Below are 18,019 nucleotides of genomic sequence, written 5' to 3'. Positions count from 1 at the left end.
GGGTGGAGCTACACCCCGACCTTCTCGCCCTCCACGGCGGGTGGCTGAGGCGGTGACAATGCCTCGGCCGACTCGTCGTGCGTGAGGTCGGGCAGGCGGTTCATCCACTTCGGCAGGTACCAGTTGCGCTCGCCGAGCAGGGCCATCACGGCCGGGAGCAGCACCCCGCGGATGACGGTCGCGTCGATGAGTACCGCGGCCGCCAGGCCCACGCCCATCTGCTTCATGGACTGCATGGAGAGCGTTCCGAAGATCGCGAAGACGGCGACCATGATGATCGCGGCGCTGGTGACGACGCCCGCCGTGGTGACCACGCCGTGCCGGATCGCGTCCTTGGTGTCGAGCCCCCGCAGCCGTGCCTCACGAATCCGCGAGACCACGAACACGTGGTAGTCCATCGAGAGCCCGAAGAGGATCACGAAGAGGAACAGAGGCAGCCAGGTCACGATGGCGCCCACCCCCTCCGCGCCCACCAGCGACGCGCCCCAGCCGTGCTGGAAGACGGCGACCAGGATGCCGTAAGCAGCCGCGACCGAAAGGAGGTTGAGGGCGATCGAGGTGATCGCGATCGTCAGTGAGCGGAACGAGAGCAGCATCAGCAGGAAGGCGAAGACGACCACGAACGCGAAGACCGGGGTCACCGAGCCGACCAGCTGTTCGTTGAAGTCGTGCGATCCCGCGACCTGCCCGGTGATCGGCGCCTCGACTCCGTCGACCTTGCCGAGCGTGTCCGGCCGTACCGTGTCGCGCAGCAGACCCAGGCTCTCCTCCGCCTTGCCCTGATCGGAACCGCCGACCAGCGGTACGGAGACGAAGGCGACGTTCTGCGCGTCGTGCACCTTGATGTCGACCGGGCCCAGCGAGGCGCCCGAACTGATCGCCTCCGTACGGAACTCGGCGAGCGCGGACCTCACGTCGGCGGCGTTGATGTCGTCCGCCTTGACGACCACCACGGCGGGATCCGAACCGCCGGGGAAGGCGTCGTTGACCCGGTTGTACGTGCCCACGATCGGCACCGAGTCGCCGAACTCCTGGTCCAGGGTGAGGTTCTGCGTCTTCATGCCCAGTGCGGGCGCGGAGATGGCAAGCAGTGCGCCGGCCGCCACGACCAGCGCGAGGCCGGGCTTGGCGAGTACGACGTTCAGCACGGCGCCCCAGAAGCGGCTCTCGCCGTTGCCCTTGCGTCCGTTGCCGTTCTTGCGCCGCTTGGCGCGGTGCAGGAACGGAATCCGACCCTTCTCGACCCGCTCACCGAGCAGCGACAGCAGGGCGGGCAGCACCGTCACCGAACCGACCATGGCGACCGCCACGACCATCAGCGAGGCCAGACCCATCGCCTCGAAGTCGGCGAGCCCGGTGAAGAGCATGCCGGCCATCGCCACGCACACCGTCACACCCGAGACGATGATCGCGCGGCCACTGGTCGCGGCGGCGATCCGCAGAGCGGTCTCGGGGTCGCGACCCGCCGCGCGCTCCTCGCGCTCACGCCGAAGGTAGAACAGGCAGTAGTCGACGCCGACCGCCAGACCGACGAGGAGCATCACGGAGCTGGCCGTGTCGCTCATCGGCATCACATGGCTGACCACGGCCATCAGGCCCATCGTCGCCATGATCGCGGTGATCGCCAGCGCCACCGGTACCAGCGCCGCGACCAGCGCGCCGAACGCGATCAGCAGAATGCCGAACGCCACGGGCACGGCGGAGAATTCGGCCCGCTTGAAGTCCTTGCCGGTCGCGTCGGCGAAGGTCTCGTTCATGCTGGCGCCGCCGATCTCCTCGATCCGCAGCTCGGAGTGGCCCTTCTGCACCCCCTCGACGGCCTTGAGCACCGGCTCGACGCGGTCGCCCGCGGTCTCCGCCTCGCCGCGCATGTCGAACTGCACGAGCGCGCTGAGGCCGTCCTTCGAGATCGTGCCGGCGTCGTACGGCGACGTCACGTCCGTGACCTCGCCGGTGCCCTCGACCGCTGTGACGACCTCCGCGACGGCGCTCCGGAACCCGGCGTCCGTGGCCTTGATGTTCGCGTCCTTGGCCTGGATCAGGACGCTCTCACTGGCCGGCTCCTCGATCCCCGCGTCCTCGATTATCTTCGCGGCGGTCTGCGTCTCGCCCTTGAGGGCCTCGCTCTCCTTGACCTCGACGCTGCCCACGGCCGAGCCGAGCCCCATCGACAGGACGACGAACAGCACCCAGATTCCTACGGCCGCCCATCGGTGGCGGGCGCTCCAGCCGCCCGCTCGGGCGGCGATCCCCCGCACCCTTGTCTCTCGGTTCCCCATGACGGGCAAGCCCCCTCGTCTGCGGTGACAACCCCCTGTCGCCACCTCGCACTTCGAAGGTATGGGCCGGATAAGAGCGTCTCGTCGTGCTGCCCGGTGAGCCGCCGGGCGCCCGGCTCCTCCGTGCGGACCCCGTCCCCTCCGCACTGCGGAGGATGATGGTCCCCTACACGTAATGGACCTTCTCGGGGGTCATGATCAGGGTGACCGCTCGCCTTATGGTGTGCGGATGACGACGAAGACGTACGCGGCGCTGCTCCGCGGGATCAATGTGGGCGGAGCCAAGAAGGTGCCGATGGCCGAGCTGCGCACGCTCCTTGAGGGGCTCGGGTACGGCGGCGTACGCACATATCTGCAGAGCGGCAACGCCGTCTTCACCGCCGGCCACGGCGACGAGGAGTCCCTCGCCGCCGAGCTGGCACAGGCCATCGAGAAGCACTTCGGCTTCACGGTGGGCGTGCTGGTGCGCGACCACGCCTACCTCAGGGCCGTACGGGAGGCGTGCCCGTTCCCGGCCGCCGAACTGGAGGCCAAGCAGCTGCACGCCACATACTTCTCGGCCCCCGTCGACGCCGAGCGCTTCGCCTCCGTCGACCAACCGGCCTTCCTCCCAGAGGAGTTCCGGATCGGCGACCGCGTCCTGTACCTCTACGCCCCCGACGGCCTCGGCCGCTCCAAGCTGGGGGAGGCGCTGTCCAAGCCCAGACTCCTCAAGGGCGTCACCGCCACCACCCGCAACTGGAACACCGTCGTCAAGCTGGAGGAGCTGACCGCTGCCGCAGAGTGACCTTGCGGTCGCCGCGGTAGGTCGTGTACGAGGTGATCTCGTCCGGGACGGTGAGGCGCGGGTCCTGGTAGAGGCGCCGCAGCTCCTCGTCGGAGCGGGCGTCGGCGACGGCGTCGATCAGGGCGAGGTCGTCCTCGGTGAGGGACGCGTCGTCGAGGATCTCGGGGCCCCAGCCGTCCCAGGGGAGTGGCTCCACGCCGTGGCGGGCGGCCAGGTCCTGCACGACACGGGCGCGCAGGAACCACATCCCGCGCAGCTCCGGGGCGCCGGAGAAACCGAACGTCGTGATGTCGGATTTCCCCGTGCGACACGCCCGCCAGGCCTCGCCCGCCATCAGGAACCGGTCGCGCGGCACGTCCAGCGGATCGAAGGGAACGCCGTACGACTCGTGCAGGACCTGGGCGTCGACCAGCCGCCAACTCCCGTCCGCCACACGGTATTCGGTGACCCAGTGGTCCTCGTGAAAACCGTCGATGAAGTACGTGGCGAAGCCGCCGCGGATCCGTGCGGGTGTCCCCGTGGCCCGCAGCAACGAGCACAGCAGCAGCGAGAAGTCCCGGCAGGTGCCGACGAACCGCTCCTCGGGTGCGCGGGACCTGGTGAGCGGCGCGTCCAGGCGCTCCCGCAGGATCCGCAGCAGCTCGGTCACGTAGCGTGCCTCGGCGTCCGTGTGCAGCCGTTCCTCCGGGATGACGTGGCCGAAGCGCCATCCCTCCAGTCGATGGATGATCAGTTCCCTTACGAGGTTGGCCAGTTGGCCGGGATCGCGCGGCAGGTCACCGGTGCCGAGGTCGCCCGGGTCGCTGTACGCGCTCTGCTTCAGGTAGAGGTCCATGACGGGCACCCTCGGGTCTGCCCCGAGGGCAAGGTCAACCCGGCGCGTCGCGTTTGTTCAAGAGGGGCGCGGGCTGGATGCCTAGCGTGAGGTGCATGAACCGAGACAGCGTGTACCCGTACATGGCCGAATGCGCTGCCGAAGCCGCCCGCGTCGCACGCGGCGTCACGGCCGCCGGCAGCCCACTGACCGGACCCACCCCCTGCGCGGACTGGGACCTGCACACCCTGGTCAACCACTGGGTGCTCTACACCTCGCACGGGATGGAGCACCGGGCGCTGCGCGAGCAGCTCTCCGAGGAGCTGACGGGGCGCGACTTCACGGCCGACCCGGACTGGGCTGAGGCGTACGCGGCCCAGCTGGACCGTGCCGTCGCGGCCTGGAAGGACCCTTCCGTGTGGGAGGGCGAGGTCGACCTCGGGATGGCGAAGATGCCGGCCGCCGAGCTCGCCTCGATGATCGTCAAGGAGACGGCCGTCCACGGCTGGGACGTCGCGACCGCCACCGGGCAGGAGTTCCGTGTCTCGGACGGCGCCGGCCGGCTCGTCCTGGACGTCGTGGAGACGCACGGCGACCTCTACCGTCAGTACGACGGCTTCGCCGACCCGGTGGCCGTTCCCGAGGACGCGCCCGCCTTCGAACGCGCGCTGGCGGCGAGCGGACGGGATCCGCGGCGGGCCGCCGTGGGCGACGCGCACCGGTGACGTCGGGCTGTTCAGCCCACCGCCGCCAGGGCCGGCAGCGAAGCCTCGTCGTACCGGTCGAGGAGCACCCGCGCCACCTCCGGCGCCGGACCGAGCACATCGGCGAGTACGTCCGCCTCGGCGGCGCCCCGTGCGATGCGGTCCGGCAGGAAGCCGGGCGCGAGGACGTAGCGCGCGACCGCGACCCGGGCGCAGCCCAGCGCCCGCAGTTCGCGTACGGCTTCCTCCGTGCGGGGCCCCGACGCGGAGGCGAACGCAGGTCGCACGGCGCACCAGCCGGTGTGCCGCCACTCCCGCGCGATTTCAGCGATCACTGCGATCGCCTCCGGGTCCGTGGACCCCGCCGAGGCCAGTACGACCCCGGTCGAGGACTTGTCGGCCGGCGTCAACCCGGCCTCGTACAAACGCCGTTCGAGGGCCGAGAGCAGCAGCGGCGACGGGCCGAGCACCTCCGCCTGGCGGATGCGGAGCTGCCGCGGCGCGCTGTACAGGACCGCCGGGATGTCCGACTTCGCGTGGAAGGCGCGGGTCAGGAGCAGGGGTAGGGCGACCACGTCCCGTACGCCCTCGGCCGCTAGGGACTCCAACACTCCGTTCACCGACGGGATGTTGAAGTCCAGGAAGCCGGTCTCGACGCGGATGCCGGGGCGCTGTGCCCGTACCCGCCGCACCAGGGCGTGTACCGTCGCGGCGTGCCGCGGATCGCGGCTGCCGTGGGCGATGACCAGAAGGACCGGCTGTTGGCGCATGGTCGGCTCAGCTCTTCACCAGCAGACCGCGGCTGCGCAGGACCCACCGCTCCAGCGGACTGAAGATCAGCAGGTCGATGGCGATGCCGACGAACAGGATGAGCAGGATGGCGAGGAAGACGGTCGCCATGTCGCTGTTGTTGCGGCCGTTCTCCAGGAGCTGGCCGAGGCCCACACCCAGGTCCGGGAAGGAAGCGATGATCTCCGCCGCCATCAGCGAACGCCACGAGAACGCCCAGCCCTGCTTCAGGCCTGCGAGGTAGCCGGGCAGGGCGGCCGGCATGACGACGTGCCAGGTGCCGCGCAGCCCCGTTGCGCCCATCGTGCGTCCCGCGCGCAGGTACAGCGGCGGTACCTGGTCGATGCCGGACACCAGCCCGTTGGCGATCGAGGGGACCGCGCCGAGCAGGATCACCGCGTACATCATCGAGTTGTTCAGGCCCAGCCAGATCACGGCCGGCGGCACCCAGGCCACCGACGGCAGGGACTGCAGGCCCGACAGGATCGGGCCGATCGCCGCACGGATGAACTTCACGCGCGCCACCAGGAGACCCAGCGGGGTTCCGATGGCGAGCGCGAGGACGAAGCCGGCCAGGCCGCGGGAGACGCTCGTCCAGATGTAGCCGAGCAGCTTGCCCTCCAGCCAGGCCTGCTCGATCTGGTCCCAGACGGCGCCCGGCGAGGGCAGCTTGCTCGGGTCGGTGACGACCTTGAACGAGATCAGTGCCTGCCACACCACAAGCACCAGCGCGATGGCGATGATCGGGGGCAGGATCTTCTGCACGAAGGTCTGCCGGAAGGGAGTACGGCCCGTCTGGGTCGTCTCCAGGGCGTCGAGGCCCGCCTCCAGACCGGAGAGGTCGTGCGTGTCCCGGGGGACCGCGTCGGTCCTGGTCTCAGTGCTGGCCATGACGGCGGATCTCCCCACGCAGTTCTTCGGTGATCTCGACGGACAGCTCCGCCACGGCGGCGTCCTCGATGCGGCGCGGCTGCGGGATCTCCACCGTCCACTCGCGCGCGATCCGCCCGGGACGGGAGGACAGGAGTACGACGCGCTCCGCGAGCCGTACCGCCTCGCGCACGTTGTGCGTGACGAACAGCACCGACAGGTTCGTCTCGCGCCAGATGCGGGTCAGCTCGTCGTGCAGTACGTCGCGCGTGATGGCGTCGAGGGCCGCGAACGGCTCGTCCATCAGCAGCAGTTGGCTGTCCTGCGCGAGTGCGCGGGCCAGCGCGACACGCTGCCGCATACCGCCGGACAGTTCGTGTACGCGCTTGCCGTACGCGCCCTTCAGGCGGACGAGTCCGAGCAGTTCTTCCGCCTTGTCGCGCCGCTCGTCCTTCGCGACACCCCGCAGCCGCAGGGCGAGTTCGATGTTCTTGCCCGCGGTCAGCCACGGGAAGAGCGCGTGCTCCTGGAACATCAGGGCAGGGCGGCCGTTCGTCGAGATGCTGCCGGCGGACGGGGCGTCGAGCCCCGCCACCAGGTTCAGCAGCGTCGACTTGCCGCATCCCGAGGCCCCCAGGAGGGTGACGAACTCACCCGGCGCGACATCGAGGGTGATGTCGTCGAGGACCAGCTGCTGCCCGGCGGGCCCGGCGAAGGACTTCGAGACATGCTCGATACGGGCGGCATGCTTCACTGCTTCGGCGCCGTCGGCAGCCTTGGCGAGTGTGGTGGCCATGGTCGTCACCTCCTGGGAACTCATCGGGATCCGGGCTTACTTGGCGCCGAGACCGGCGTCGTCGACCGTGCTCTCGCCCTCGGCCTTGAGGACCTTGTTGAGGAGCGTGAGGTCGTAGATGCCGTCAAGGTCGGGCTTCTCCAGCAGACCCGCCTTCACCGCGTGCTCCGCCTCCGTGTTGAGGGTGGAGGCCAGCGGGTCGTTGATGAACTGGATGGACTTCCACGCCGGGTCGATCACATCCGCCGGAAGCTCCTTGCCGGAGTCGATCTTGAGCTGCGCGTTCGCCGAGGCCTTCGCCTCGTCCGGGTTGGCGTTGATCCACTTGTTGGTCTCGACCGAGCCCTTCAGCACGGCCTCGACGACGTCCGGGTGCTCCTTGAGGAACTTCTGGGACACGATGATGTTCGTGATCACGAACTTCTTGTCCGGCCACAGGTCGGCCTCGTCGAGCAGCACCTTGCCGCCCTCGGCGACCAGCTTGGACGCGGTCGGCTCCGGCACCCAGGCGCCGTCGATGGAGCCGTTCTTGTAGGCGTCCGGGGTGACCTTGTTGTCCGTGCGGACGACGGACACGTCGCCCTTGCCGCTCTCCGCGTCGACCTTCCAGCCCTGGTCCGAGATCCAGTTGAGCAACGCCACGTCCTGCGTGTTGCCGAGCTGCGGGGTGGCGATCTTCTTGCCCTTGACGTCCTTCAGGGACTTGATCTTGTCCGGGTTGACCACGAGCTTCACGCCGCCGGAGGCCGAGCCGCCGATGATGCGCAGGTTCGTGCCCTTGGACTTGGTGTAGCCGTTGATGGACGGCGAGGGGCCGATCCAGCCGATGTCGATGGAGCCGGAGTTCAGCGCCTCGATCTCGGAGGGTCCGGCGTTGAAGACCGCGTACTCGGCCTTGGTGGCACCGAGCTCCTTCTGGAGGAAGCCCTTCTGGTTGCCCACCAGCGCGGTCGCGTGGGTGAGGTTGCCGAAGTAGCCGATCTTCACGGAGTCGAGACCGTCGATCTTCTCGGCGCCGGCGGCGACCTTCGTGGTGCCCTCGTCCTTGGAGTCGGAACCGTAGCCGCAGGCGGCGAGGGTGAGGAGGGGCAGTGCGGCTATCAGCGCGAGGCCGCGCTTCAGGGCAAGAGAGCGGTTGGCAGGCACGGGAGGTGTTCCTCTCGTTGGCCCGGCGGTCACGGTTTCAGTACGTGGCCGGGAAGGTCGACGGGTCTTCGTCGCGTCCGCGACGGCGGGTGGGGGGACGGGGCGCGCAAGCGGTGCGCGTACGTCATCGCGCACATCGCGCGACTCCGCCCTGCCCGCTGCCGAGGGCGCCGCTGCCGACGCGGCCGCCCTCCTTCGCGAACGTGGAGTAGATGTCGATGAGGTTCACGTCAGAAGTCCCAACCGTCGTCGTCGGTCTCGGACTTGACGGGCTCCGGCGAGGCGAACGACTCGCCGACCATGCCCGCGGTCAGCGTGGTGCCGTCGGCCGGGTCGATCAGGATGAACGCGCCGGTGCGCCGTGAGTCGGCGTACGAGTCGAGCGGCAGCGGTTCGGCGGTACGGATCTTCACGCGGCCGATGTCGTTGGCGACGAGTTGCCCGGGGTGCGGGTGCAGGGACAGGTCGTCGAGGGTCAGCCGGGACGGGATGTCCTTGACGATCGCCTTGACCGTGCGGGTGCCGTGCTTGAGCAGCACCCGGTGGCCGACGGTGAGGGGCTGGTCGGCGACGTGGCAGACGGTCGCCTCGACGTCCTGCGTGATCGGGGGCGCGTCCGTGGTCGGCACGATCAGGTCGCCGCGCGAGATGTCGACGTCGTCGTCAAGCAGGAGGGTCACCGACTGCGGGGTCCAGGCGACGTCGACCGACGTGCCCAGCAGATCGATCCCGGCGATCGTGGACGTACGCCCGGACGGCAGAACCGTGACCGGGGAGCCGACGCGGAAGGTTCCGGCCGCGATCTGACCCGCGTAGCCCCGGTAGTCCGGGTGCTCGGCGGTCTGCGGGCGGATCACGTACTGCACGGGCAGGCGGGCGTGGCAGCTCGTCAGGTCGTGGCTGACCGGGACCGTCTCCAGGTGCTCCAGGACCGTCGGACCGCCGTACCAGTCCATGTTCGCGGAGGGTTCCACCACGTTGTCGCCGGTGAGCGCCGAGATCGGGATCGCGGTGATCTCGGGGACGCCCAGTTCGGAGGCGTACGCCGTGAACTCCTCGGCGATCGCTGCGAAGACGGACTCCTTGTACTCGACGAGGTCCATCTTGTTGACGGCGAGGACGACGTGCGGGACGCGCAGGAGGGCGGCGACGGCGGCGTGCCGGCGGGTCTGCTCGATGACGCCGTTGCGGGCGTCGACGAGGACGACGGCCAGGTCGGCGGTGGAGGCGCCGGTGACCATGTTCCGCGTGTACTGCACGTGCCCGGGGGTGTCGGCGAGGATGAACCGGCGGCGCGCGGTTGCGAAGTAGCGGTAGGCGACGTCGATGGTGATGCCCTGCTCGCGTTCGGCGCGCAGGCCGTCGGTGAGGAGGGCGAGGTCGGGGGTGTCCTGGCCGCGGCTCTGGGAGACGCGTTCCACGGCCTCGAGCTGGTCGGTGAGGACCGACTTGGAGTCGTGGAGCAGGCGTCCGACGAGGGTGGACTTGCCGTCGTCGACGGACCCCGCGGTGGCGAAGCGCAGCAGGGTGGTCGCCGACAACTGCTCGACCGACAAGGGCTCGGTGGGTTCGGTGGTGCTGGTCATGGTTAGAAGTACCCCTCGCGCTTGCGGTCTTCCATCGCGGCCTCGGACATCTTGTCGTCGGCGCGGGTGGCGCCGCGTTCGGTGAGGCGGGAGGCGGCGATCTCGGTGATGACGGCTTCCAGCGTGATGGCGTCGGAGTCGACGGCGCCGGTGCAGGACATGTCGCCGACGGTCCGGTAGCGGACCAGACGCTTCTCGACGGTCTCGCCGTCCTTGGGGCCGCCCCACTCACCGGCGGTGAGCCACATGTTGGACCGCTTGAAGACCTCACGCTCGTGCGCGAAGTAGATCTCGGGCAGCTCGATCCCTTCGCGGGCGATGTACTGCCAGACGTCGAGTTCGGTCCAGTTGGAGAGGGGGAAGACGCGGACGTGTTCGCCGGGTGCGTGGCGGCCGTTGTAGAGCTGCCAGAGTTCGGGGCGCTGGCGGCGGGGGTCCCACTGGGAGAACTCGTCGCGGAGGGAGAAGACGCGTTCCTTGGCGCGGGCCTTCTCCTCGTCGCGGCGTCCGCCGCCGAAGACGGCGTCGAAGCGTTCGGACTGGATCTTCTCCGTCAGGGGGACGGTCTGGAGGGGGTTGCGGGTGCCGTCGGGGCGTTCGCGCAGCACACCGCGGTCGATGTAGTCCTGGACGGAGGCGACATGGAGGCGCAGTCCGTGTTCGGCGACCACACGGTCGCGGTACTCGAGGACTTCGGGAAAGTTGTGCCCGGTGTCCACATGCAGCAGCGTGAAGGGGATCGCGGCGGGTGCGAAGGCTTTGAGGGCGAGGTGGAGCATGACGATGGAGTCCTTGCCGCCGGAGAAGAGGATCACCGGCCGCTCGAACTCGCCCGCCACCTCGCGGAAGATGTGCACCGCCTCGGACTCCAGAGCGTCCAGGTGGGACAGCGCGTACGGGCTGCCGGTCTCCTGGGAGACAGTCACGACGGTCGTCATGCGAGACCCCTCTCGGTGAGCAGCGCATGCAGCGCGGCCGCGGACTCCTGCACGGACTGGGTGTGCGACTCGATCCGCAGATCGGGCGACTCGGGCGCCTCGTAGGGGTCGTCGACCCCGGTGAGCCCCGAGATCTCGCCCGCCGCCTGCTTGGCGTACAGGCCCTTCACGTCCCGCTCGCTGCACACCTCGACCGGCGTCGCGACATGCACTTCGATGTACGCCGCCCCGCTGACCTGGTGACGCTTGCGGACGGCCTCGCGGCTGTCGGCGTACGGCGCGATCACGGGAACCAGGGCCTTCACGCCGTTGCGGGCGAGCAGGTCGGCGACGTAGCCGATGCGCTGCACGTTCGTGTGCCGGTCCTCGCGGGAGAAGCCGAGGCCCGCCGTCAGGAACGTACGGATCTCGTCGCCGTCGAGCACCTCTACGCGGTGGCCCTCCTCGCGCAGCCGTCCGGCCAGTTCGTACGCGATGGTGGTCTTGCCGGCACTCGGCAGACCTGTGAGCCAGATGGTGGCTCCGGTCGTCACTTGCTTCTCCTGGGAAATCCGGGGGTGCTGACTGGTCTGGGGACTCTTCGTGGGCGCGGTCATCAGTGCAGCCCGCACTCGGTCTTCGAGCGTCCGGCCCAGCGGCCGGCGCGCGCGTCCTCGCCCTCGAGGACCTGGCGGGTGCAGGGCGCGCAGCCCACGGAGGCGTAACCGTCCATCAGCAGCGGGTTGGTGAGCACGCCGTGCTCGGCGACGTACGCCTCCACGTCCTCCTGCGTCCAGCGGGCGATCGGCGAGATCTTGACCTTGCGGCGCTTCTCGTCCCAGCCGACGACCGGGGTGTTCGCCCGGGTCGGGGACTCGTCGCGGCGCAGGCCCGTCGCCCAGGCGCTGTACCTGGTGAGCCCCTCCTCGAGGGGCTTCACCTTGCGCAGCGCGCAGCACAGGTCGGGGTCGCGGTCGTGCAGCTTGGGGCCGTACTCGGCGTCCTGCTCGGCGACCGTCTGACGCGGGGTGAGCGTGATGACGTTGACGTCCATCACCGCCTCGACGGCGTCCCGGGTGCCGATGGTCTCCGGGAAGTGGTAGCCGGTGTCGAGGAAGACGACATCCACGCCGGGGAGGGCGCGGGAGGCGAGGTGGGCGACCACCGCGTCCTCCATGGAGGAGGTCACACAGAACTTCGCACCGAAGGTGCCGACCGCCCACTGGAGGATCTCCAGGGCGGACGCGTCCTCGAGATCGCGCCCCGCCTGCTCGGCGAGACTCTTCAAGTCCTCGTCCGTACGCTCTTCCTGAATCGTCGTCATATCTCTGCCCCTCCACCGTCTTCTCGCTGAAGCCCCCGGGACAGCAACCCGAGGAACTTCAGCTGAAAGGCTCGATTGCACGCCGCGCATTCCCACGCGCCGTGTCCCTCCTCACTCGGACGAAGGTCTTCGTCACCGCAGTAGGGGCAGTAGAAAGGGGCAGCTCGCTCGCTCATGAGAGGGACTCCTCGGAGGCGCGGGTCGCCCAGGTGGCGAATCGCTCGCCGTCCTCGCGCTCCTCCTGGAACCGCTTGAGGACGCGCTCGACATAGTCGGGCAGCTCCTCCGAAGTGACCTTCAGGCCACGGACCTTGCGGCCGAAACCGGCCTCCAGGCCGAGCGCGCCGCCCAGGTGCACCTGGAAGCCCTCGACCTGATTGCCCTCGTCGTCCAGGACCAACTGGCCCTTGAGACCGATGTCCGCGACCTGGATCCGGGCGCAGGCGTTCGGGCAGCCGTTGATGTTGATGGTGATCGGCTCTTCGAACTCGGGGATGCGGCGCTCGAGTTCGTCGATCAGGGAGGCACCGCGCGCCTTGGTCTCGACGATCGCGAGCTTGCAGTACTCGATGCCGGTGCAGGCCATCGTGCCGCGCCGGAAGGGAGACGGCTTGACGGTCAGGTCGAGCGCCTCAAGGCCCTCCACCAGCGAGTCGACCTGCTCCTGCTCCACGTCGAGGACGATCATCTTCTGCTCGACGGTGGTACGCAGACGGCCCGAGCCGTGCGCGGCGGCCAGCTCGGCGATCTTCGTGAGCGTGGTGCCGTCCACCCTGCCCACACGCGGCGCGAAGCCGACGTAGAAGCGGCCGTCCTTCTGCCGGTGCACACCGACGTGGTCGCGCCAGCGGGCGACCGGCTGGTCGGGCGCGGGGCCGTCGATCAGCTTGCGCTTGAGGTAGTCGTCCTCCAGGATCTGGCGGAACTTCTCGATACCCCAGTCGGCGACCAGGAACTTCAGGCGGGCGCGGGTGCGCAGCCGCCGGTAGCCGTAGTCGCGGAAGATCGAGATGACGCCCTCGTAGACGTCCGGGACCTCGTCCAGCGGGACCCAGGCGCCGAGGCGCTGGCCGAGCTTCGGGTTGGTGGAGAGGCCGCCGCCGACCCAGACGTCGAAGCCGGGGCCGTGCTCCGGGTGGTTCACGCCGACGAAGGAGATGTCGTTGATCTCGTGCGCCACGTCGAGCAGCGGCGAGCCGGAGATCGCGGACTTGAACTTGCGGGGCAGGTTCGAGAAGTCCTTGTTGCCGATGATCCGGCGGTGGATCACCTCGATCGCGGGCGTGCCGTCGATGATCTCGTCCTCGGCGATGCCGGCGACGGGCGAGCCGAGGATGACGCGGGGGGTGTCACCGCAGGCCTCGGTCGTGGAAAGCCCGACGGCTTCGAGCCGGTTCCAGATCTCCGGGACGTCCTCGATGCGGATCCAGTGGTACTGCACGTTCTGCCGGTCGGTGAGGTCGGCGGTGCCGCGCGCGAACTCCTGCGAGATCTCGCCGATGACACGCAGCTGCTCGGTGGTCAGCCGCCCGCCGTCGATGCGCACGCGCAGCATGAAGTACTTGTCGTCCAGCTCCTCCGGCTCCAGGATCGCGGTCTTGCCGCCGTCGATCCCGGGCTTGCGCTGGGTGTACAGGCCCCACCAGCGCATCCGGCCGCGCAGGTCGTTGGGGTCGATCGAGTCGAAGCCGCGCTTGGAGTAGATCGTCTCAATGCGTGTCCGCACGTTGAGACCGTCGTCGTCCTTCTTGAACTGTTCGTTGCCGTTGAGCGGGGTGAAGTGACCCACGGCCCACTGACCCTCACCGCGGTGACGGCTCACCTTGCGGCGGGGCGCTGCGGCGGGATTCTGCGGGGTGGCGGCCATGGTTGATACGTCCTTCGGGACTGCGGGACAGGAAGGAGAGCGGCTCATACCTGCGGAAACGGGCGCACGCGTAAGTGCGTGCGCCTCATCGCGCAGGGGGAGGGAAACAGGGAAATGCCGACCGTGCCGGGGCTGTCAGCCCGTCGGACAGATGGCGCTGGACATGCGGCCGAGGTCGACGTGCCGCCGACTCACCAAGGCAATCCCAGTTCCAGACATGACGGAAGCGTGTCATGGGGGTCTCGGGACAGTCCACCGTCATCCATCATGTGGACACCCTTGTCCCGGATCGTGAGACAAGGGTGTTGTCGGTCACATGACCGGGCACTTCAGCGGGCCGTGGCGCGACAAGGGCTCACGACGCCGCAGGTCAGCGGCTGGTCCGCCGCTGGTGGGCCGTTGGTCGACCGCTGGTCAGACGGCCCGCGCTCCCGGCCAGGGTCCGGGTGCGGCGACCTCGGGCTCCTCCTCCACCTTGGTGTCGAAGAGCTTGAAGCCGCGCCGCAGGTAATTGTCCATCGCATGCTCCCCGTCCTTGCTGCAGGTATGCAGCCAGACCCGCTTCGTCTCCGTCCGCCCGGACCCGCGCTCGGCCAGGTCCCAGGCCCGCGCGACACCGTACGAGAGGAGGTGCCCGCCGATCCGGCGCCCCCGGAAGGCGGGTATCAGACCGAAGTAGGCGATCTCCACGACACCGTCGTCCTGGGGGTCGAGCTCGATGTACCCGGCGGGCGTCCCTCGGTCGTATGCGACCCAGGTCTCCGCGCCCGGCCGGTCCAGGTACTCCTGCCAACGCTCGTACGACCAGGCGAGCCGGTCGGTCCAGCGGATGTCGCCGCCGACCGAGGCGTACAGGAAGCGGCTGAACTCGGGGGAGGGGATCTCGGCGCGGACGATCCGGACGTCCCCGTCGGGGGCGATCGCGGGGAGCAGGTCGGTCGGTGCCGTCTGCTCCAGGGACCAGGTGGTCACAGTGACGTTGCTCATGCAGGTCAGGGAATCACGGGGGTGCCTATCCGAGCGAACCGTCGACCGAGGACAGCGGAACCGCGTAGAGCACACGCCCGGAGGCGGTGTCGGCGGCCACTGTCCCGGTCAGCGTCCAGAGCTCACCCGTCTCGTACCAGTACGACAGGGACGAGGTGTGCAGGCCCCAGCAGGCGTAGGACTGGTCCGTGGTGCAGGTGGCCGCCTTGGCGCCGCTGTCCGTCTGCCGCCAGAGGGTGCCGTTCCTGCCGTTGTCGGCCGGTGTCTGGGCGACGTACCACTCGGGCTCGTCACCGCCGTCCGGCGTGTGCGAGAGCACGCCCGACACTCCGGTGGCCTTGGTCTCGTAGGCCTCGTCGGCGTCGACACGGCCCTTGGAGTCGGCGGCGAGCAGTCCTGTGCGGAGGATCGAGGTGCTGTAGGGATACCGCCAGACGCGGGCCCGGTCATCGCCGCCGGGGACGGACGACTCGGTCGCCACCAGGCTGTCGGGGCTCGAGGTGCGGTCCAGGGAGAGGGAGCCGAAGCAGGGGACCGCGTGGTCGTCGACGGGGCTGCACGCGCCGCCGGTCAGGTCGTACGAGCCGATGGCCGGCATCACGTACTGGTAGCCGTCCGCCGAGTAGCCGCCGCTCACCTTGCCGATCGCCGCGCTGTTCACATCGGTCTCGAGGATGCGGCGCAGGTCGAAGGCGAGCAGGGCGGTGCCGTTGCGGGCGGTGACGATCAGCTTGTCCTGGTACCAGACCATGCCGCCCAGGCGGGAGCGGACCGCCTCGAAGTCCTTGCCGCCGTCCTGCGGTGCGACGAGCAGCGCATAGCGGTACCTGAGGGCGTGCGGGTCGGTCGCGTCGATGAAGGCGATCCGGGCGAGGCCCTCGTCGCTTGTCGGCTCGCCCGCCCGGGAGTCGTCGGCGGCCTGCTGGTCCTCATGGGTCCAGCCGGCCAGGATCACCCGGCGGTCGCCCCACGTGGCGTCCTCGTAGGCGTCCCCGGAGGTCGTGACCGACTGCGGCAGCCACTGCCGGACCTTCGCGTCGGCGCTGTCCCAGCAGTACGCGCGCGTGGCCGTCGGTTCGACGGGCAGCGCGGCGCGCTCCGAGTCGTCGCAGTCGCCCTCGTTGCGCATCGAGTGGTCGGCGCTGTCGAGGATGCCGGCGACACCGACGTTCCCGCCCATCCGCCGGGTGAGAGTGTCGATGGTGCCCTGAGCGACCAGCTTCTCCTGGAGGCCGAGCTTTCCGGCCGTCGACGAGGAGGTGAGCGGGGCCAGCGCGCCCGGGTTTCCGCTGCCCGTGGCCTGGGAGGTGCTGATCAGGGTGGCTGCCGCGGTGAGCGCGAGGGCGGTTCCGGCCAGCGTGGCGCGCAGCGCCTGACCCCTCCTATGACGACGGTGCCTGCCGCGCTGCTTCATGCGTCCTCCCGACGAAGGCCAACTGCCTCTCACACTCCGTGCGTTGACGGAGAGGCGGGTGGGGTGGCCTGTCAAGTGATGCTACGGCAGAGACCCACGGGCCAGGTCAAATACCCCGGAAGACACCTGGGAAAACTGACGAAAACTGACGAAATGCGTAGGTGGTGAGAGTCCGGGGACGCGGGCGGCAGCGCCGAATGGGCGGCTCGGGACACGGGACGTACTGCCTCCGTGCCTCCCGCTCACTGGCCTCCCTGGCGCCTTCCGTCCATGCGCGCCCCCACCACCGCGGGTGCCCTCGACTGCGGCAGCAGGTCGATCGGGTCGTCCGGGAGGACGACCTCGACCTCCACCTCCTCGCGGAAGCGGTAGGGGCGGTGGTCGAGGAGGCCGGTGAACCGGCGGCGGAGCCGGGAGAGTTCGGCGCGGACCGTGACCGTACGGGTCGGGTCGCCGAAGAGGTCGAGGGCGAGTTCGGCCGCGCTGCGTCCCTGGCGGTGGAGGGCGAGCACGTACAGCAGCTCGGCGTGGCGCGGGCTCAGGTCCTGCGCCCAACTGCCCGCCGCGCCCGCGACGGTGGCGCACGGCCGCCGGGGTTCGCTCAGGTCGAGGACCACCCGGCTCGCGCACCCCGGGGTGTCGGCCTCGGTGACCCGGAGCAGCCAGCCGCCGGGCAACGGTTCGGCGACGCACGTTCCGAGGGGCGGCAGCCAGTACCGGCCGGCGCCGAAGGAGTTGGGCAGCGGGACCCGGTCGACCGGCGGCATCCCGGTGACGGCCGCGAGCCAGCCGTGCGTGTCCACGACCAGCGCCTTGCCGTCCAGCCGGCACAGGATGGGCGCGGCCACCGAGCGCAGTCGTTCGATCGATGCCAAATGGCGGGTACGCAGCTCACTTTCGGCCAGCCGGGACACCGAGTCGACCAGCGCGAGCGTGGCCGGATGGAAGGTGCAGTCGGGCCCGCTCACGTCGATGATGCCGAGGAGCCGCCCGTCGCGCGGGTCGTGCACCGGCGCCGCGGCGCAGGTCCAGTTGTGCAGGGTGCGTACGAAGTGCTCGGCCGAGTGCACCTGGACGGCGGCCCCGGCGGTGAGCGCGGTGCCGATCGCGTTGGTGCCCGTGGTGTCCTCGCTCCAGGCGGCACCCTCCTCCAGGCAGATGGCGTCGGCCCGGCGCAGCACGCCCGCGTTGCCCTCGCGCCACAGCACCCGGCCCTCCGCGTCCGTGACCACCATGATCTGCAGGGAGGCGTCGGCGACCGAGCCGAGGCCGCCGCTGAGGACCGGCATCACGTCGGCGAGCGCGGTCGAGGTACGGCGGTGCTCGATTTCCTCCGCCTGCAACAGGACGCTGCCCGTGCCCTGTTCGGGCTGCACGCCGAAACGTTTCACTCTTTGCCAGGACTGTCCGATAACGGGACGGGGCGCGATCGGGGAGCGGTCGCCTCTGAGCGTCGCGGCCCAGGTTTCCTGGAGACGCCGGGCCGATTCGGACGCGTCCAGCGGAGCGAAACGGGCAGGGTTGAACGATGTGGTCTTCACTGGGCACTCCCGAAACCAGTACCGCGTACAAGCTGTGACGCCGCCGTCATCCCACATCGTGCCTGCTCCCGGCCGCGGACGCCGGTGGTTCGCGCAAGGTGCACCAAGGAATGCAACGGTCTGCAACTCTCGCCAACGGTCATAAGGTTCCTAGAAAATGACAATGACGTCGCCCGTGCGGCGTCGTGCTCCTTGAAC

Annotated in this window: 18 protein-coding genes; 2 read left to right on the top strand and 16 right to left on the bottom strand. The window is 69.5% G+C overall.

All coding sequences use genetic code 11. The features are described 5' to 3' along the window. Nucleotides 1–8: 8 nt before the first annotated feature. Nucleotides 9–2,279 carry an MMPL family transporter gene (locus tag OG246_RS39475; RefSeq protein WP_266474002.1) on the bottom strand — a complete coding sequence of 757 codons (2,271 nt, stop codon included), beginning with the start codon at nucleotides 2,277–2,279 and terminating at the stop codon, nucleotides 9–11. Between the two features lie 229 nt (nucleotides 2,280–2,508). On the opposite strand from OG246_RS39475, the gene OG246_RS39470 reads away from it, so the two are divergent. Continuing rightward, nucleotides 2,509–3,066, top strand: coding sequence for a DUF1697 domain-containing protein (locus OG246_RS39470; protein ID WP_266474000.1), 558 nt, complete (start codon nucleotides 2,509–2,511; stop codon nucleotides 3,064–3,066). On the opposite strand, the gene OG246_RS39465 is transcribed toward OG246_RS39470, so the two are convergent. Continuing rightward, entirely contained in the window at nucleotides 3,032–3,901 is an 870-nt protein-coding gene (locus OG246_RS39465; RefSeq protein ID WP_266473998.1) for a transglutaminase-like domain-containing protein, read from the bottom strand. The genes OG246_RS39470 and OG246_RS39465 overlap by 35 nt on opposite strands. A 95-nt stretch (nucleotides 3,902–3,996) precedes the next feature. On the opposite strand from OG246_RS39465, the gene OG246_RS39460 reads away from it, so the two are divergent. Further along, nucleotides 3,997–4,605 (top strand): TIGR03086 family metal-binding protein, encoded by a 609-nt coding sequence (locus tag OG246_RS39460; RefSeq protein ID WP_266473996.1) that lies wholly within the window; start codon nucleotides 3,997–3,999, stop codon nucleotides 4,603–4,605. Nucleotides 4,606–4,616: 11 nt separating this feature from the next. On the opposite strand, the gene OG246_RS39455 is transcribed toward OG246_RS39460, so the two are convergent. The 14 genes from OG246_RS39455 to OG246_RS39395 form a co-directional block, all read right to left on the bottom strand. Next, nucleotides 4,617–5,354, bottom strand: coding sequence for a sirohydrochlorin chelatase (locus tag OG246_RS39455; protein ID WP_266473993.1), 738 nt, complete (start codon nucleotides 5,352–5,354; stop codon nucleotides 4,617–4,619). Nucleotides 5,355–5,361: 7 nt separating this feature from the next. Then, the gene (locus OG246_RS39450; protein ID WP_266473991.1) at nucleotides 5,362–6,264 is read right to left on the bottom strand and encodes an ABC transporter permease; all 903 of its coding nucleotides are present in this window, start codon (nucleotides 6,262–6,264) and stop codon (nucleotides 5,362–5,364) included. Next, a complete protein-coding gene (locus OG246_RS39445) occupies nucleotides 6,251–7,039 on the bottom strand; it encodes an ABC transporter ATP-binding protein (protein ID WP_266473989.1) in 789 nt (262 codons plus the stop codon). The genes OG246_RS39450 and OG246_RS39445 overlap by 14 nt, the downstream gene beginning before the upstream one ends. A gap of 36 nt (nucleotides 7,040–7,075) precedes the next feature. Beyond that, nucleotides 7,076–8,185, bottom strand: coding sequence for an aliphatic sulfonate ABC transporter substrate-binding protein (locus OG246_RS39440; protein WP_266473986.1), 1,110 nt, complete (start codon nucleotides 8,183–8,185; stop codon nucleotides 7,076–7,078). A 230-nt stretch (nucleotides 8,186–8,415) separates the two neighbouring features. After that, nucleotides 8,416–9,771 carry a sulfate adenylyltransferase subunit 1 gene (locus OG246_RS39435; protein ID WP_266473984.1) on the bottom strand — a complete coding sequence of 452 codons (1,356 nt, stop codon included), beginning with the start codon at nucleotides 9,769–9,771 and terminating at the stop codon, nucleotides 8,416–8,418. Between the two features lie 2 nt (nucleotides 9,772–9,773). Then, the gene (cysD, locus tag OG246_RS39430) at nucleotides 9,774–10,709 is read right to left on the bottom strand and encodes a sulfate adenylyltransferase subunit CysD (RefSeq protein ID WP_266473982.1); all 936 of its coding nucleotides are present in this window, start codon (nucleotides 10,707–10,709) and stop codon (nucleotides 9,774–9,776) included. Then, nucleotides 10,706–11,242, bottom strand: a complete 537-nt coding sequence (gene cysC, locus OG246_RS39425) for an adenylyl-sulfate kinase (protein ID WP_266473980.1) — start codon at nucleotides 11,240–11,242, stop codon at nucleotides 10,706–10,708. The genes cysD and cysC overlap by 4 nt, the downstream gene beginning before the upstream one ends. A 62-nt stretch (nucleotides 11,243–11,304) precedes the next feature. Continuing rightward, entirely contained in the window at nucleotides 11,305–12,012 is a 708-nt protein-coding gene (locus tag OG246_RS39420; protein WP_266473979.1) for a phosphoadenylyl-sulfate reductase, read from the bottom strand. Beyond that, nucleotides 12,009–12,188, bottom strand: coding sequence for a hypothetical protein (locus OG246_RS39415; protein WP_266473977.1), 180 nt, complete (start codon nucleotides 12,186–12,188; stop codon nucleotides 12,009–12,011). The genes OG246_RS39420 and OG246_RS39415 overlap by 4 nt, the downstream gene beginning before the upstream one ends. Next, nucleotides 12,185–13,879: a nitrite/sulfite reductase gene (locus OG246_RS39410; protein WP_266473976.1), complete on the bottom strand. Its 1,695-nt coding sequence runs from the start codon at nucleotides 13,877–13,879 to the stop codon at nucleotides 12,185–12,187. Before OG246_RS39410 ends, OG246_RS39415 begins: the two co-directional genes overlap by 4 nt. Nucleotides 13,880–14,014: 135 nt before the next feature. Then, entirely contained in the window at nucleotides 14,015–14,098 is an 84-nt protein-coding gene (locus OG246_RS42940; protein WP_353962415.1) for a putative leader peptide, read from the bottom strand. A gap of 195 nt (nucleotides 14,099–14,293) precedes the next feature. Beyond that, nucleotides 14,294–14,866 (bottom strand): GNAT family N-acetyltransferase, encoded by a 573-nt coding sequence (locus OG246_RS39405; protein ID WP_266473974.1) that lies wholly within the window; start codon nucleotides 14,864–14,866, stop codon nucleotides 14,294–14,296. A 25-nt stretch (nucleotides 14,867–14,891) separates the two neighbouring features. After that, nucleotides 14,892–16,280: a hypothetical protein gene (locus OG246_RS39400; protein WP_266473972.1), complete on the bottom strand. Its 1,389-nt coding sequence runs from the start codon at nucleotides 16,278–16,280 to the stop codon at nucleotides 14,892–14,894. Nucleotides 16,281–16,522: 242 nt separating this feature from the next. Next, nucleotides 16,523–17,878, bottom strand: coding sequence for a helix-turn-helix domain-containing protein (locus tag OG246_RS39395; protein WP_266473971.1), 1,356 nt, complete (start codon nucleotides 17,876–17,878; stop codon nucleotides 16,523–16,525). Between the last annotated feature and the right edge of the window lie 141 nt (nucleotides 17,879–18,019).

Origin of the sequence: Streptomyces sp. NBC_00620 (assembly GCF_026341825.1) — a bacterium.
In the GTDB taxonomy this organism is placed as follows: domain Bacteria; phylum Actinomycetota; class Actinomycetes; order Streptomycetales; family Streptomycetaceae; genus Streptomyces.
Note: the sequence above shows the minus strand (reverse complement) of the source record. Positions and strands in the feature narration are given on the sequence as shown.